We start from the raw sequence: 14676 nt of genomic DNA, 5'->3' as shown, positions 1-14676 counted from the left end.
AGAGAGGCGCATGTGCGCATGCTATAAGCGTAGAGCAAAGGTCGGGCCACTGCCTTGCAGGTCAGGCAAATCAAGGCTTTGCGCGATTTTTGTCGGACGGGCGGGCGAAGCCTGTGACGCTTTCGGTACAGCCTCGGTGACACTTTGTACCGTTTATGGCACAGGCTGTGACTGCTCAGTCTTGCCAGCATTGCAATGCAGGCTAGGCTGGAGGATGCTCGGCGCATTGCTCTGGTAGCAGCTGCCGAAGGCTGCGTTCGAGGGCGAAGCACTCGCATCGGTTCGGCATTGAAAATACGGGATTCAAGTTTACGACCGCTCCGCGGCCGGACGCAGCCTTCGACAGCTGCTACATGGACGCGAGCCCGACATCGCGCGGGAGAACAATAAGAAATGCACGACAGTCATTTGAGTCGCCATGCCCAACAAGTATTGACCGTGACCCAGGGCAAAGCCCACCTTCACGGCCCTGGCAGCGATCCGTCCATCGCCCGTTCCTGGTTGCGTTGTCTTGAGGACTATCACCTCGACCCGGCACTGACCATGGCGCCGACGGTGCTGGAACATGGCCGCGTCCTCGAAAGCCGTGAACGCCTGCAGCAAGTGCTGCACATTGCCGGCAACGAAATGACCAGCCTGCATCAGCAGCTTTCAGGTGCCGGGCATGCAGTGCTGTTGACCGATGCAAGGGGCGTAATCCTCAACTGCGTGACGGCGCCCGCCGAACGGAAGATTTTCGAACGTGCCGGGCTCTGGCTCGGTGCCGACTGGAGCGAGGCCTGCGAAGGCACCAATGGCATCGGCACATGCCTTGTGGAGCGCCAGGCGTTGACTATCCACCAGGACGAACATTTTCGTGGTCGCCATACTGGCCTGACCTGCTCGGCGAGTCCGGTGTTCGACCCTCATGGCGAGTTGCTGGCGGTGCTCGACGTGTCCTCGGCGCGCCATGACGTTTCGCGTCAGAGTCAGTTCCACACCATGGCTCTGGTCAATCTTTCGGCGAAGATGATTGAGAGCTGCTATTTCCTGCGTTATTTCGACAACCAATGGCTGCTGCGTTTTCATTTACAAGCCGAGTCCGTCGGGCTCTTCAGTGAAGGGCTGCTGGCTTTCGACGGAGAAGGGCGGATCTGTGCGGTCAATCAGAGCGCACTGAACCTGCTGGGGCATGTACGCGGCGGCTTGCTGGGCAAACCGGTGGAGGCGTTTTTCGACTGTTCACTAGATGAATTGCTCGGTCGCGCAAGTGTTAGTGCCAGCGCCAGTTGGCCGCTACGTACCCGCGACGGCCGGCGGTTGTTTGCCGTGTTGCGCGGGCAACCGCGGCGCGTGCCGGTGCCGCTGGTACCGAGCCCGGTCAATGAAAAGCGTACGCAACTGTCGGGCATCTGCCTGGGCGATACCGCGTTGCAGGCGGATTTTCGCAAGGCCCTGCGCGTGTACGAGCGGGACGTGCCGTTGCTGATCAACGGAGAAACCGGGTCCGGCAAAGAGGCCTTTGCCAAGGCCGTCCATCAAGCCAGTCAACGGGCCGAAAAAGCTTTCGTCGCCCTCAACTGTGCAGCCATCCCCGAAAGCCTGATCGAAAGCGAATTGTTCGGCTATCGCGGCGGCAGTTTCACCGGGGCGCGCAAGGAAGGCATGCGCGGCAAGTTGCAGCAGGCCGATGGCGGAACCTTGTTCCTTGACGAAATCGGTGACATGCCCCTGGCCTTGCAGACGCGGCTGTTAAGGGTGCTGGAAGATCGTCAGGTGGTGCCGATCGGTGGCGAGCCCCAGGCGATCAACGTGCGAATCATCAGCGCCACGCACCGCAATCTGCTGGATCGGGTGCAAGACGGCAGCTTCCGCGAGGACTTGTATTACCGGCTCAACGGACTGGAGGTGGCCCTGCCGGCATTGCGCGATCGCAGTGACAAATCGCAGTTGCTCGACTTTTTACTGGCCGAAGAGGCGGGCGGGGGGACGGTGTTGATCGACGGGCCGGCACGGGAGGCTCTGCTGGGGTTTGCCTGGCCGGGCAACGTTCGTCAGTTGCGTAATGTGCTGCGTACGTTGGCGGCGTTGTGTGAGGGCGGGCGGATTGGTCTCGGGGATTTGCCCGCGATCATTCGTCAGACACGGCCGGTGATAACGCTGGCAATTGATGAGCCGTCCGAGCATCCGCTGGAGGATGCCGAGCGCCTGGCGTTGTTGAACGCGCTGGAGCATACGCGGTGGCATATGACGCATACGGCGCAACAGCTTGGCGTGAGCCGAAATACCCTCTACCGAAAACTGCGTAAACACGGTATCGCCAAGACCCTGTAGGAGCGAGGCTTGCCCGAGAAGGCGTAGTGTCAGTCACTATCATCATCGACTGACATCACGCCTTCGCGGGCAAGCCTCGCTCCTACAGGTTCGGCGGTGATTCTCAAACTCTGGGTGCGATTTTCCCCTCCCTAAGCTAACCTGCGGCCATGTTTTACGAGGTCGACTATGCACATTCATATTCTTGGTATCTGCGGCACTTTCATGGGTTCGATGGCGGTTCTGGCCAAAGAGCTGGGCCATCACGTGACTGGCTCCGATGCCAACGTCTACCCGCCGATGAGCACTCAGCTTGAGGCTCAGGGCATCGAGTTGACCCAAGGCTACGACCCGGCGCAACTCGATCCGGCACCCGACCTGGTGGTCATCGGCAACGCCATGTCGCGCGGCAATCCGGCGGTGGAATATGTGCTGAACAAAGGCCTGCCTTACGTCTCCGGCCCGCAATGGCTGGCCGATCACGTCCTGCAAGGTCGCTGGGTGCTGGCGGTTGCCGGCACTCACGGCAAGACCACCACCAGCAGCATGCTCGCCTGGGTGCTGGAGCACGCGGGCATGAGCCCGGGCTTCCTGATTGGCGGCGTGCCACAGAACTTCTCGGTGTCGGCGCGTCTGGGTGGCACACCGTTTTTTGTGATCGAAGCCGATGAATACGACAGCGCATTTTTCGACAAGCGCTCCAAATTCGTTCACTACCGCCCGCGCACGGCGATCCTGAATAACCTGGAATTCGACCACGCCGATATCTTCCCGGACCTGCCCGCCATCGAGCGGCAATTCCATCACCTGGTGCGGACAATTCCGAGCGAAGGCCTGGTGATTCATCCGACCACCGAACCGGCTTTGCAGCGCGTTATCGAAATGGGCTGCTGGACCCCGGTGCAAACCACGGGCGCCGGAGGGCAGTGGCAGGTCAAGTTACTCAGTGAAGACGGTTCGGCCTTCGAAGTGATGTTCGAAGGGGTTTCCCAAGGCGTGGTCGAGTGGGACATGACCGGTCAGCACAACGTCGCCAACGCACTGGCTACCCTTGCTGCAGCGCGACATGTCGGTGTGGTGCCGCCCATGGGCATCGCTGCATTGAGCGCTTTCAAAAGCGTGAAGCGGCGCATGGAGATAGTTGCGGACGTGCGTGGCATCACCATTTATGACGACTTCGCTCACCACCCGACTGCCATTGCGACCACGCTCGACGGTCTGCGCAAGCGCATCGGCGATGCGCCGTTGATCGCGATCATCGAACCGCGCTCCAATTCCATGAAACTTGGCGCGCACCGCGACGGTTTGCCGGAGAGCGTGGTCGATGCCGATCAGGTGATCTGGTATGCACCGGCCAATCTCGGCTGGGACCTGGCGGCCACTGCGGCGCTGTGCACCGTGCCGTCGATTGTCAGTGATTCGCTGGAAGGCATCATCGAGCACGTGAAAGGCCAGGCGCAACCGGGCACCCACGTGGTGATCATGAGCAACGGCGGCTTTGGCGGCCTGCACGGCAAACTCGCCGAGGCACTCAAATGAACAACGGTCCGGACCGCATTACGCTGGCGATGACCGGCGCTTCCGGCGCCCAGTACGGCTTGCGCCTGCTCGACTGCCTGGTGCGTGATGACCGCGAAGTGCACTTCCTGATTTCCAAGGCTGCGCAACTGGTGATGGCTACAGAGACCGATGTCACACTACCCGCCAAACCACAAATGATGCAGGCCTTCCTCACCGAATACACCGGCGCGGCCGCCGGGCAGATCCGCGTGTATGGCAAGGAAGACTGGATGTCGCCGGTAGCCTCGGGCTCCGGAGCGCCGGCGGCGATGGTGGTGGTGCCGTGTTCCACCGGAACCTTGTCGGCCATCGCGACCGGCGCCTGCAACAACCTGATCGAGCGTGCCGCCGACGTGACGTTGAAGGAGCGCCGTCAGCTGATTCTGGTGCCGCGTGAAGCGCCGTATTCGAGCATTCACCTGGAGCACATGCTCAAGTTGTCGAACATGGGTGTGACGATTCTGCCGGCATCGCCAGGCTTCTATCATCAGCCGCAAACCATCGATGACCTGATCGATTTCGTGGTGGCGCGGATTCTCAACCTGCTGAACGTCCCCCAGGACATGCTGCCGCGTTGGGGCGAACACCATCTGACCAGCGATGAATAAGCTGCTTATCATTCTGCTGGCATTGCAGCTGGCGGGGTGCGCCACGGCGCGTACGCTGGATGCTGCCAAACCGGGTGCGCCGGTGGTGTACTCCGGGACGCGGCTGGATTTGTATGCGATGAATGGAGGGTGCTGCGCCAAGGACCGATTTGGTGCCGAGGCGCCGGGCTATCCGGGGGTTGATCTGCCGGCCAGTGCCTTGCTTGACACGTTGTTGTTACCGTTGTCGTTGCTGACGGTTTTAGGTGTGAGTTTTCAGGCGACGGGTGGGTTATAGCGCTCGGCGTGGAGTCGGTGGCGAGCCTTTCGCGGGCAAGCCTCGCTCCTACAGCGAAGGCGTCCGCTACGATGCCGTAGATTATTTGCCTAACTTCCTCAGCTCATCCGATTCGACAATCCGCACCCCATCCTGCTCTTCCAGTGCCAGGCGCCACATGGCGCGGGCCATTTGGCAGGCTTCGATGCCGTGGTATTTGCCGGGGATCAGCCGTGACAGGGGGCCGGCGACTTTTTCCGCCAGGCGCGGCTCCATCCTTTCGCCCAGAAGCAGCGAGGGACGGCAAATGGTCAGTTGCGGCCAATCCTGCGCGCGCAGTGCGTGTTCCATCTCGCCTTTAACCCGGTTGTAGAAAACCGAGGATCTCCGATCGGCCCCCAAAGCACTGATCACGATCAAGTGCCGGGCACCCATTTCACGAGCGCGCTTGGCGAACGCCACCACCATGTCCAGATCCACAGCGCGAAAGGCCTGTTCCGAACCCGCCTGCTTGATGGTGGTGCCCAGGCAGCAATAGGCAATGTCGACGCGACCGCTCAATTGCGGCAGAAACATCGCCGGGTCGCCGACCGGGTTTTCAAGGTGGGGATGCCTGACCAGTGGCCGGCGTGAGGGTGCTAGTACCCGCGTAATCGTTGGCTCGTTGAGCAAGCGATCGAGCAAATGTTCACCGGTCAAACCGGTGGCTCCGGCAAGCAATACGTGCTGAGGCGTCAAGTACATAGTGTTTCTCCCTTGATACTCATCAGCTTAGTTGGTCTTTGCATCCTTGCTTTCAATCGACACACTTTGCAGTGCTTTGCGTGCTTGCTGTTTGCGCAGTAACTGCCAGTGCGACAGCACGGTTTTCGGCGCCCATATCTGCGGCTCGGAGGCTTCGTAACCGTCGGCCAGTTCACGCTCGGCGACGGTAGCCTTGGCCAGCTTGAAGGCTTGTTCCAGATCATCGGTCTGGTTCAATGCCTGGGCGAACAGGGCGTCGCCAAAGTAGGTGAAGTTGGCTTCTTCCGAACAGCCGAAGGACACGCGGTCGGCCCGCGAAGCGGTCATGATCAGGGTGCGTTCATCCTTGAGGGCGGGGATGAAGCCGCCGGAGTAGCAGGAGGAAATCACGATGATCTTGTCGCGGTTTTTCAGTGGGGCGAGCACCGCGGCCAGTTCGTCGGCCGGCAGGTCGGCCAGCTCCATGCGTGGCTGGTCGAGCACCAGTTCGTGCTCACTGGTGCCGTGGCTGGTCATGTAAATGAAAATCAAATCTTCCGGGCCGCTGCGTTCGGCCAGGGTCTGGGCCGCGCGACGCAGGTTTTCCCGGGTGGCCATTGGCCGGTCGCTTAAGTGATCGCGGTGGTTCACCAGGCGGATCTGGCCAAAGGCGCCAAAGCGACTGGCGAGCATGTTGGCGACGTAGTCGGATTCGCGCAGGAACACGCTCTGCTTGCCGTCGCCGCCCAGGGTCAGGGTGTACAGCTCTACCGCCGGGGTCGAGGCTGGCACGCTACTTAGCGCATCTTCGAGCAGGCGCCCCTGGGCCAGCAGGCCGAGTTCGAGGGTGTCAGGCAGCAACTTGCCATCGGCGTCACGTACGCGCTGGCCATTGATCCAGGTGCCGCTGCGCACCGAACCATCCGTCAGCACCAGGGTGCCACGACCGGAATAGGCGTCGTTATCGAACTGGCCGACGTAGAAGCTTCCATCGGCCAGGTTCAAGCGACCTTGACCACTGAAGCGCCAGTCATTGAAATTGCCGATGTAATGACTGCCGTCGGCGCCGATCAACTCGCCCTTGCCATTGAGCGAGCCTTCCTTGAATTGACCCAGCCAGACATCGCCGTCAGCGTTTTCGTAGCGACCCTTGCCGTGCAGTTGATTGTTCTTGAAGCCGCCGACATAGATGTCGCCATCAGCGCTGTTGAATGTTCCGTTGCCTTCCAGCTGACCATCGACGAAGTGCCCGGTGAACTGATTGCCGTTGCCGTCGCTGCGCTGGCCTTCGCCGTTGGGTTTGCCGTGAGCGAACTGACCCTGGTAGGCGCTGCCATCTTCGAGTTCCAGATGACCAAGCCCTGAATACTGATCAGCCTTGAATTCGCCACGGTAGGTCATGCCGTTTTCTTTGAGGGTGCCTTCACCGTCGCGCCGGCCGAGCTTGAAACCGCCGTTGTAGCTGCTGCCATTGGTGGTCAGGCTGCCTTGGGCGTCGAAGAGGCCTTGATTGAACTGCCCGCGGTAGACCTCGCCGTTGCTGCCATGCCATTCGCCCTGGCCATGCCATTGGCCCTTGTCGAATTCGCCGGCATACCAGCTGCCGTTCGGGTAATCGATGCGGCCCTGGCCTTGCAGCAATCCATTGACCAGATCGCCGCGATAGCGTCCGCCGTCCGGCAGACGGGCGTCGGGAGGTAACGGTGATTCGCCGTTGCCGCACGCGGTGAGCATCAGGGTCAAGGCAAGGAGTGCAAGTGAGCGCATAGCGGGTTCCGGGCAATTAGGCGACCGAGTATGCCGCAGCTATGTGTCGTTATACAGCCGGTAGAAAAGCGGTGGGTGCGAAACAGCATGAGCTGCTTCGCATCCAGCAAGGTTTACACGAAGCAGAGCGACAAAGGTTCAGCGATATACGCCGGTTTGTCCGAGCCTTCGATTTCCAGCGTGGCGGTGGCCTTGAGCAGCCATTGGCCGGGTTTTTTCTCGGTGACTTCGGTCAATTCGACCTTGAGGCGTACTTTCGAGTTGACCTTGACCGGTTGAATGAAACGCACGCTGTCCAGGCCATAATTGACCACCATCTTCAAACCTTCAGGAAGGATGAGGATGTCTAGCATCAGTTTCGGGATCAGCGATAGCGACAGGAATCCGTGAGCAATGGTGCTGCCAAATGGCGTTTGCGCGGCTTTGACCGGGTCGACGTGGATGAACTGATAGTCCCCTGTGGCTTCGGCGAACAGGTTGATGCGCTCCTGATCGATCGTGAGCCATTCGGAACGTCCAAGTTCCTTGCCGACATAATCATTGAGCTCTGCAACTGGAACATAGGGCATTGAGACTCTCCTTGGGTTCATCGATTTTATAGTTTTGAAGTGGGGGGATTTGACCTCCCGGATTACCACTTTAGATCAACATGGCAAATTGCTGCGGTCAACCGTCCATGCTTTTGGCGAATGCCGATGTATAGGGCAGGCGTGCTTATAATGCTCGGCCCGTCAGTGCGGGTGAAGGGTTTTGCGGGAGATGAAAGATGTTGTTACGTGGCCTGACCTGGCTGGTGCTGTTCCAATTGCTCGGCACCGCGATCAACCATTTGTTTATACCGGTCCTGCCGGGGCCGATTGTCGGCCTGCTGCTGTTGCTGGTTTTTTTGATCTGCCGTGGTCAGGTTGGTGAACCGCTGAATCTGGCGGCCAGCAGCCTGCTGCGCTACCTGCCATTGCTGCTGGTGCCGCCGGCCGTGGGTGTGATGGTGTACGCCGCCGACATCGCGGCGGACTTCTGGGCCATTGTCGGCGCGCTGGTCTTGTCCCTGTTGCTGTCGATGGCTTTTGCCGGTGTGCTGATGCAGCGCATGGTCAAGCGGCACGCTCATCCCTCTGAGGATGGCCAATGAATTTCGACTGGCACGGCGCCTGGGCGTCGGTGATTCATCATCCGTTGTTCGGCATCGGCATTACCCTGGGGGCCTATCAGCTTGTACTGGGAGTGTTCGAGAAAACCCGCTGGATCTTTTTGCAGCCCGTGCTGGTCTCCATGCTGCTGGTGATCGGTGTGCTGGTGGGCTGCGGGCTGACTTATGCCGAGTACCGCAAGAGCACCGAGATCCTTAGCATCCTGCTCGGCCCCGCCACGGTCGCGCTGGCCGTACCGCTTTACCTCAACCTGCGGCGGATTCGGCAGTTGTTCTGGCCGATATTTACTACGCTGGTGATAGGCGGTGTAGTTGCCACGGGCATGGGCGTGTTGCTGGGCTGGTGGTTCGGGGCTGAGCACATGATCCTGATGACCATGGCACCGAAGTCGGTGACCTCGCCAATTGCCATGTTGGTGGCCGAGCAGATCGGTGGCGTCGCGGCGCTGGCGGCGGTGTTCGTGTTAATCACCGGCGTGATCGGCGCGATTTTCGGCCCGAGCCTGTTGACCCGCCTCGGTGTCCACAGTCCCGAGGCTCGCGGCATGGCGTTGGGCATGACTGCCCACGCAGTCGGCACGGCAGTGGCGATGCAGGAAAATGAAGAGTGCGGCGCCTTCGCAGCGCTGGCGATGAGTTTGATGGGCGTGGCCACGGCAGTGTTGCTGCCGATGGCGGTGTCGATGGTGGTTTAAGGAAATGTCTATGAGTCTGCCGCTTTTTCCGCTGAATACGGTGCTGTTTCCAGGTTGCATACTCGACCTGCAGATTTTCGAGGCGCGTTACCTGGACATGATCGGTCGCTGCATGAAACAGGGTGGCGGCTTTGGTGTGGTGTGCATCCTTGACGGCGAGGAGGTCGGCATCGCCCCGGCAGGGTACGCGCTGGTCGGTTGTGAGGCGCTGATCACCGATTTCAAACAGCAGGAAAATGGCCTGTTGGGGATTCGGGTGCAGGGCGGTCGGCGCTTTCACGTGCTGCGCACCGAAGTGCAGCGCGATCAATTGACCGTCGCCGAGGTCGAGTGGCTGGAAGACGAACCGGAACAACCGCTGCAGGATGAGGACGCCGATCTGGTGGCCTTGCTCAAGGCTCTGGCCGAGCACCCGATGGTCGAAGCGCTGAACATGGGCACCGAAGCGACCGGGCAACAGTCGCTGGCCAATCAGCTTGCCTACTTGTTGCCGTTCGCCGAACTGGACAAGATCGACCTGCTGCAACTCGATGATCCGCAGCAACGACTGGATGCAATACAGGCGCTGCTGGATGAGTTGCAGGGTGAGTTGTTTGCCTGACGCTGCTGAAGAGATCGCAGCCTTCGGCAGCTCCTACATAGGTAAGGCGTACATCTGTAGGAGCTGCCGAAGGCTGCGATCTTTTGATCTTTAGTACGCGTATCTCAACATCGTCTGCGGCAAATGCCGCAATACGAAGAACCCGAACAGCGCCACCAGCGATGGCAGTACCAGCCACCAGACCTTGGGCGGCATTGCGTTGAGCGAAGTCCGGCGCTGACACAACCCCAGGCTCGCCGCACAGACACACGCGGCCAGCATCGCACCCGCCAACACATCCGTTGGCCAATGCGCACCGAGATACACACGCGACAGAGCGATCGCCAGCGCCGGCAGGCAGCCCACCAGCAGCCAGGTCAGGCGCATCCGCGGCGGTTGTCCGCGACCGGCCAGTACGGCAAGCGTCAGGAACAGCGCAAAGGAGCCGGAGGCATGACCACTGGGCATGCTGTAGCTGGTCAACGGGTCGCTCAACACTTCCGGACGCATGCGTGCGAAAAAATGTTTGGTCAGGGTGTTGCCCAGCGCGGTAAATAGCAACGTGCTGCAAGCAAAGATTGCCTGGCGCCATTGCCGGGTAATCAGCAGCAGCACTACCAGCAAGGCACTGAACACCAGCATGTTGCGAAATTCGCCGATGAGCGTGAAGACCACGGCCACTTCATCGAGGATAGGGCTGCGATGTTCCTGCACCAGGGTCATCAGCCCTTGATCGAGAGCGCTCAGGTGCGAATAACCGATAAACAGCGCCGCCAGAATCAGAAAACTCATCCCTGTGATAAAAATCGTGGCCTTGCGATGCTTGCGCAGACTGCTGGTTGCGCTCAGCCCCACCATCAGCGCAATGCTGCCGACAACGATCCCGGCCTGCGGCCAGAAGCCCTCGGGCAATGGCAAGCGAATTGCCGCACCGGTGGCCCAGCCCGGCAACAGGTACGCCACCGACCACCCCGCAGCGGCCAGCAGGCTAACGGCGAAGAAACGCGGGAACGGCATGTCGAACATCCCTGCCACCATCGGTAGCATGGGGCGCAAGGGGCCGATAAAGCGCCCGACCAGCAGGCTGGCGATGCCGTAGCGCTGGAAATACGTCTCAGCCCCGGCTATCCACTCCGGATGATGGCGCAGTCCAGGCAGGCGTCGGATGTTCTGATGGAAATGGCGCCCCAGGAAGTACGAAACCACATCGCCGAGCACCCCGGCGATGAACCCCAGCAGCAACGTTTCACTCAACGACAGCGCTCCGCTGCCGGCCAGTACCGCCACGGCGAACAGCAAAACCGTGCCGGGCACGATCAGTCCGGCAATTGCCAGGCATTCGACGAAGGCCACGATGAATACCGCTGCCGCCAGCCATTGCGGGTTGACCGTCAACCAACCGGTCACGCTATCGAGCCATGGGCCCATAAAAACAACTCCATTGAATGTTTAATTGATTCCAGGGGACCAGCACAACTCTAAAATCACTACAGAACCCTGTGGGAGCGGGCTTGCTCGCGAAAGCGGAGTGTCAGGCAACATCAAAGTTGACTGGAAGGTCGCTTTCGCGAGCAAGCCCGCTCCCACATTGCGTCCCGTTTGCTTCAAGTCCCGGCAAGTGTCAGGACAGCACAAAATAATCGCGACCTTCGACCTGCCCTCGTCGCAGCGGGTTGCGCGTGCAATAGGCTGCGTAGGTCGCGTCGACGAAGCGGTACATCAGGTATTCGTCGCGCCCGTGAGGAATGCCCAGACGCGTGGCCTGGATAACATGGATGGGCGTCTGGCCGACGTCTTCTACCAGCAGTACCTCGTGATCGAAGCGCTTGGCATCCCAGACCGGCACCCTCAAGCCCAAAGACTTGCACAGTAGCGTCTGCCCGGCGCAAAGCTTTTGCGACGGGCGAGGGCGGCCCTGGGCGTCCGGGTTATTCAATAGCATCTGCGCAAGGCTTGCCGGACCGCCAATCTCATCAACCCACGGGTAGGCGGATTTGATCAGTACGGCGTTGCCCGGGCCTTGAGCGCTGAAATTGAGGGAGTCGCCGCCACGGGCGTAATACATATAGATGTGCCCACCATCCAGAAACAAAGCCTTACGCTTTTCTGTATAGCCGAGGGAGGCGTGACTGCCTTTTTCGGCACAGTAATAGGCTTCTGTTTCGATGATTCGGGCGCTGAGCCACAGGTCGCCGACCCGATGGCGGATGACTTTGCCCAGTAAATCCCGGGCCAGAATTTGCGCGTCTCGGTCGAAAAACGCGTCCGGGAGGCCCTTGGGCAGGCTTTCGGTGGATGCTCGAACAGTCAGATTGGACATGATGAACGGCGTTTATCAGGGCTGATGGGGTCGTGATGATAACAATTTGCAGCTTAATCCCGGCTGAACGTCGGCAAATTGCCCTCCATTTCGACCATCCGCCCGTCACCGCTGTTAGTCGGGAGACACGACAGCTATAATCTGCCGCTTTACTCTTTACCAAGACCTTATCAAAGACCACGCCAGACCATGACTGAGTCCGTTCTTGACTACATGACCCGCTTGGGTCGCGCTGCCCGCGAGGCTTCCCGCGTCATTGGCCGTGCCAGCACTGCGCAGAAGAACCGTGCGCTGCAGGCCGCCGCAAACGCGCTGGACGCTGCCCGCGCCGAGCTGACCGCTGCCAATGAGCTGGATCTGGCGGCAGGTCGCGCCAATGGCCTGGAGCCGGCGTTGCTTGAACGCCTGGCGCTGACCCGGCCCGTATCGACGGCATGATCGTGGGGCTGCGCCAGGTGGCGGCACTGCCGGACCCTGTCGGCGCGATCCGCGACATGAGCTATCGGCCGTCGGGAATTCAGGTCGGCAAGATGCGTGTGCCGCTGGCGTGATCGGAATCATCTACGAGTCGCGGCCGAACGTGACTATCGATGCCGCCAGCCTGTGCTTGAAATCCGGCAACGCGACCATCCTGCGGGGCGGCTCCGAAGCCATTCACTCCAATCGCGCCATCGCCGCCTGCATCCAGCGCGGCCTGGCCGAAGCCGATCTGCCCGCCGCCGTGGTGCAAGTAGTCGAAACAACTGACCGCGCCGCCGTTGGTGCGTTGATCACCATGCCCGAGTACGTAGATGTCATCGTGCCCCGTGGCGGCCGTGGCCTGATCGAGCGAGTCAGCCGCGATGCCCGTGTGCCGGTAATCAAGCATCTGGACGGCATCTGCCACGTTTATGTCAGTGCCCACGCCGACCTGCCGAAAGCCCAGCGCATTGCGTTCAATGCCAAGACTTATCGCTATGGCATCTGTGGTGCAATGGAGACACTGCTGGTCGATCAAATCGTTGCTAAAAATTTCCTGCCGGCGATGGCTGCCCAGTTCCGCGAAAAAGGCGTCGAACTGCGCGGCTGCGAACGCACCCGGGCGATCATCGATGCGCTGCCGGCCACCGAGGAAGACTGGAGCACCGAATATCTCGCGCCGATCCTGTCGATCCGCGTGGTCGACGGGCTGGAGCAGGCCATCGAGCACATCAATCATTACGGCTCTCACCACACCGATTCGATTGTCAGCGAACACCAGGGCGACACCCGGCGTTTCGTGGCTGAAGTCGACTCCTCGTCGGTGATGATCAACACCCCGACGTGCTTCGCCGATGGCTTCGAATACGGATTGGGTGCCGAGATCGGCATTTCTACTGATAAGCTGCACGCCCGCGGCCCGGTCGGCCTCGAAGGTCTGACCTGCGAGAAGTACGTCGTGGTCGGTGATGGCCAACTGCGCGGACAGGAGTCGGTCTGACTTGGGCGACCTCGATCCATCAGTTCCGGTAACCGCCAGCGCGCCTCTACCCAGACGCATTGGCGTACTGGGGGGACTTTTGACCCGGTGCACGTCGGCCATTTGCGTGGTGCGCTGGAAGTCGCCGAATCGCTGGCGCTCGATGAGCTGCGTCTGACACCCAGTGCCAGGCCGCCCCATCGGGATACGCCGCAAGTGTCGGCGAAAGACCGTCTGGCGATGGTCGAGTGCGCGGTGGCCGGTGTGGCCCCGTTGGTGGTGGACGCCCGCGAATTGCAGCGGGACAAACCGTCCTACACCATCGATACCCTGGAACTGATGCGTGCCGAGCTGGCCGCGAATGACCAGGTTTTTCTGCTTTTGGGCTGGGACGCATTTTGCGGCCTGCCCACTTGGCACCGCTGGGAAGAGTTGCTCCAGCATTGCCACATCCTGGTGCTGCAACGCCCGGATGCCGACAGCGAACCGCCGGATGCCTTGCGCAACCTGCTGGCAGCGCGCTCGGTGAGCGACCCGCTGGCCCTCAAAGGGCCGAGCGGACAGATTGCATTCGTCTGGCAGACGCCGCTCGCGGTATCCGCCACCCAGATCCGTCAACTGCTGGCCAGCGGTAAGTCGGTACGTTTCCTGGTGCCCGACGCGGTCCTGGCCTACATCGATGCGCACGGACTTTACCGTGTGCCGAACTGAATAGGAGTGCCTCAAGGCACGTGGCAACAACGTGTATTGAAGCGCCCGAACATACGAGCAAAACGAGTTTTATATGACGAACAACGAAGTAAACAAAGTAAAGCGTAAAGGCACGTTCAAGAGTGCTCCGCTGCCTGAAAAGGTTCTCAGTGTTGAGCCTCCGAAAGGCGATGACCTGGTCAAGATCGCCGTAGCGGCCCTGGAAGACGTCAAAGCCCAGGACGTGTTGGTAATCGATGTTCGTGAAAAGCAGAGCATCACTGACTACATGATCATCGCCACCGGTACGTCCAACCGCCAGATCGGCGCAATGCTCGATAAGGTTCGCGAGGCTGTAAAGGCCCTGGGCATTAAGCCGTTGGGTGAAGAAGGCAAGGGCGATAGCGACTGGGTATTGCTGGACATGGACGACGTGATCGTCCACATGATGACCTCCAACGCCCGTCAGTTCTACGACCTGGAGCGCCTGTGGAAAGGTGCCGAGCAGAGCCGTGCTGCCGATGGTAAACACCACAGCCCTGAAGTTGGTCACGAGCATTTCACCAAGCTCAACAAAGACCAGGAATAAGGAACGGC

14 protein-coding genes and 1 pseudogene are annotated in these 14676 nt (G+C 60.3%); 10 read left to right on the top strand and 5 right to left on the bottom strand.

Annotated elements, in window-relative coordinates:
• Positions 1–393 precede the first annotated feature (393 nt).
• The 4 genes from CES87_RS10180 to CES87_RS10165 all read left to right on the top strand — a co-directional run bounded on the left by CES87_RS10180 (position 394) and on the right by CES87_RS10165 (position 4737).
• Positions 394–2313 carry a sigma-54-dependent Fis family transcriptional regulator gene (locus CES87_RS10180; RefSeq protein ID WP_128606032.1) on the top strand — a complete coding sequence of 640 codons (1920 nt, stop codon included), beginning with the start codon at positions 394–396 and terminating at the stop codon, positions 2311–2313.
• Between the two features lie 168 nt (positions 2314–2481).
• Positions 2482–3831, top strand: coding sequence for a UDP-N-acetylmuramate:L-alanyl-gamma-D-glutamyl-meso-diaminopimelate ligase (gene mpl / locus CES87_RS10175; protein WP_128606031.1), 1350 nt, complete (start codon positions 2482–2484; stop codon positions 3829–3831).
• A complete protein-coding gene (ubiX, locus tag CES87_RS10170) occupies positions 3828–4460 on the top strand; it encodes a flavin prenyltransferase UbiX (RefSeq protein ID WP_128606030.1) in 633 nt (210 codons plus the stop codon). The genes mpl and ubiX overlap by 4 nt, the downstream gene beginning before the upstream one ends.
• Complete coding sequence (locus CES87_RS10165) at positions 4453–4737, top strand: YceK/YidQ family lipoprotein (protein WP_128606029.1); 285 nt, start codon at positions 4453–4455, stop codon at positions 4735–4737. Before ubiX ends, CES87_RS10165 begins: the two co-directional genes overlap by 8 nt.
• 81 nt (positions 4738–4818) lie before the next feature.
• On the opposite strand, the gene CES87_RS10160 is transcribed toward CES87_RS10165, so the two are convergent.
• From CES87_RS10160 to CES87_RS10150, 3 genes are all read right to left on the bottom strand, one after another.
• Complete coding sequence (locus CES87_RS10160) at positions 4819–5460, bottom strand: oxidoreductase (RefSeq protein ID WP_128606028.1); 642 nt, start codon at positions 5458–5460, stop codon at positions 4819–4821.
• 27 nt (positions 5461–5487) lie between these two features.
• Positions 5488–7206 (bottom strand): C13 family peptidase, encoded by a 1719-nt coding sequence (locus CES87_RS10155; protein WP_128606027.1) that lies wholly within the window; start codon positions 7204–7206, stop codon positions 5488–5490.
• Between the two features lie 113 nt (positions 7207–7319).
• Complete coding sequence (locus CES87_RS10150) at positions 7320–7775, bottom strand: MaoC family dehydratase (RefSeq protein ID WP_128606026.1); 456 nt, start codon at positions 7773–7775, stop codon at positions 7320–7322.
• A gap of 197 nt (positions 7776–7972) precedes the next feature.
• Here CES87_RS10150 and CES87_RS10145 point away from each other — a divergent pair, with 197 nt between their 5' ends.
• The 3 genes from CES87_RS10145 to CES87_RS10135 are packed head-to-tail and all read left to right on the top strand — an operon-like array spanning position 7973 to position 9652.
• On the top strand, positions 7973–8338 hold the full coding sequence (locus CES87_RS10145) for a CidA/LrgA family protein (RefSeq protein ID WP_128606025.1): 366 nt from the start codon (positions 7973–7975) through the stop codon (positions 8336–8338).
• Entirely contained in the window at positions 8335–9051 is a 717-nt protein-coding gene (locus CES87_RS10140; protein WP_128606024.1) for an LrgB family protein, read from the top strand. Before CES87_RS10145 ends, CES87_RS10140 begins: the two co-directional genes overlap by 4 nt.
• Positions 9052–9061: 10 nt before the next feature.
• Positions 9062–9652, top strand: a complete 591-nt coding sequence (locus CES87_RS10135; protein WP_128606023.1) for an LON peptidase substrate-binding domain-containing protein — start codon at positions 9062–9064, stop codon at positions 9650–9652.
• Between the two features lie 90 nt (positions 9653–9742).
• On the opposite strand, the gene CES87_RS10130 is transcribed toward CES87_RS10135, so the two are convergent.
• Together CES87_RS10130 and CES87_RS10125 are read right to left on the bottom strand one after the other, a co-directional pair.
• The gene (locus CES87_RS10130) at positions 9743–11059 is read right to left on the bottom strand and encodes a bifunctional DedA family/phosphatase PAP2 family protein (RefSeq protein WP_128606022.1); all 1317 of its coding nucleotides are present in this window, start codon (positions 11057–11059) and stop codon (positions 9743–9745) included.
• Positions 11060–11252: 193 nt separating this feature from the next.
• Positions 11253–11951, bottom strand: a complete 699-nt coding sequence (locus CES87_RS10125) for a DNA-3-methyladenine glycosylase (RefSeq protein WP_128606021.1) — start codon at positions 11949–11951, stop codon at positions 11253–11255.
• A 189-nt stretch (positions 11952–12140) separates the two neighbouring features.
• Here CES87_RS10125 and CES87_RS10120 point away from each other — a divergent pair.
• The 3 genes and pseudogenes from CES87_RS10120 to rsfS all read left to right on the top strand — a co-directional run bounded on the left by CES87_RS10120 (position 12141) and on the right by rsfS (position 14668).
• A pseudogene (locus CES87_RS10120) lies at positions 12141–13410 on the top strand (glutamate-5-semialdehyde dehydrogenase).
• An 18-nt stretch (positions 13411–13428) separates the two neighbouring features.
• Positions 13429–14100, top strand: coding sequence for a nicotinate-nucleotide adenylyltransferase (gene nadD, locus CES87_RS10115; RefSeq protein WP_128606020.1), 672 nt, complete (start codon positions 13429–13431; stop codon positions 14098–14100).
• Positions 14101–14173: 73 nt separating this feature from the next.
• Positions 14174–14668, top strand: a complete 495-nt coding sequence (gene rsfS, locus CES87_RS10110) for a ribosome silencing factor (protein ID WP_128606019.1) — start codon at positions 14174–14176, stop codon at positions 14666–14668.
• Positions 14669–14676: the final 8 nt, after the last annotated feature.

Source organism: Pseudomonas sp. ERMR1:02, from assembly GCF_002277815.1.
GTDB lineage: Bacteria > Pseudomonadota > Gammaproteobacteria > Pseudomonadales > Pseudomonadaceae > Aquipseudomonas.
The sequence above is the reverse complement of the archived record's forward strand: the minus strand, read 5'-3'. Positions and strand labels throughout refer to the sequence as shown.

What these genes read in the sequence shown, in the direction of transcription:
- CES87_RS10150 (WP_128606026.1), bottom strand. Translation starts at nt 7,775, where the DNA reads ATGCCCTATGTTCCAGTTGCAGAGCTCAATGATTATGTCGGCAAGGAA.
- CES87_RS10165 (WP_128606029.1), top strand. Translation starts at nt 4,453, where the DNA reads ATGAATAAGCTGCTTATCATTCTGCTGGCATTGCAGCTGGCGGGGTGC.
- CES87_RS10180 (WP_128606032.1), top strand. Translation starts at nt 394, where the DNA reads ATGCACGACAGTCATTTGAGTCGCCATGCCCAACAAGTATTGACCGTG.
- CES87_RS10155 (WP_128606027.1), bottom strand. Translation starts at nt 7,206, where the DNA reads ATGCGCTCACTTGCACTCCTTGCCTTGACCCTGATGCTCACCGCGTGC.
- CES87_RS10145 (WP_128606025.1), top strand. Translation starts at nt 7,973, where the DNA reads ATGTTGTTACGTGGCCTGACCTGGCTGGTGCTGTTCCAATTGCTCGGC.
- CES87_RS10130 (WP_128606022.1), bottom strand. Translation starts at nt 11,059, where the DNA reads ATGGGCCCATGGCTCGATAGCGTGACCGGTTGGTTGACGGTCAACCCG.
- ubiX (WP_128606030.1), top strand. Translation starts at nt 3,828, where the DNA reads ATGAACAACGGTCCGGACCGCATTACGCTGGCGATGACCGGCGCTTCC.
- mpl (WP_128606031.1), top strand. Translation starts at nt 2,482, where the DNA reads ATGCACATTCATATTCTTGGTATCTGCGGCACTTTCATGGGTTCGATG.
- CES87_RS10135 (WP_128606023.1), top strand. Translation starts at nt 9,062, where the DNA reads ATGAGTCTGCCGCTTTTTCCGCTGAATACGGTGCTGTTTCCAGGTTGC.
- CES87_RS10125 (WP_128606021.1), bottom strand. Translation starts at nt 11,951, where the DNA reads ATGTCCAATCTGACTGTTCGAGCATCCACCGAAAGCCTGCCCAAGGGC.
- CES87_RS10160 (WP_128606028.1), bottom strand. Translation starts at nt 5,460, where the DNA reads ATGTACTTGACGCCTCAGCACGTATTGCTTGCCGGAGCCACCGGTTTG.
- rsfS (WP_128606019.1), top strand. Translation starts at nt 14,174, where the DNA reads ATGACGAACAACGAAGTAAACAAAGTAAAGCGTAAAGGCACGTTCAAG.
- CES87_RS10140 (WP_128606024.1), top strand. Translation starts at nt 8,335, where the DNA reads ATGAATTTCGACTGGCACGGCGCCTGGGCGTCGGTGATTCATCATCCG.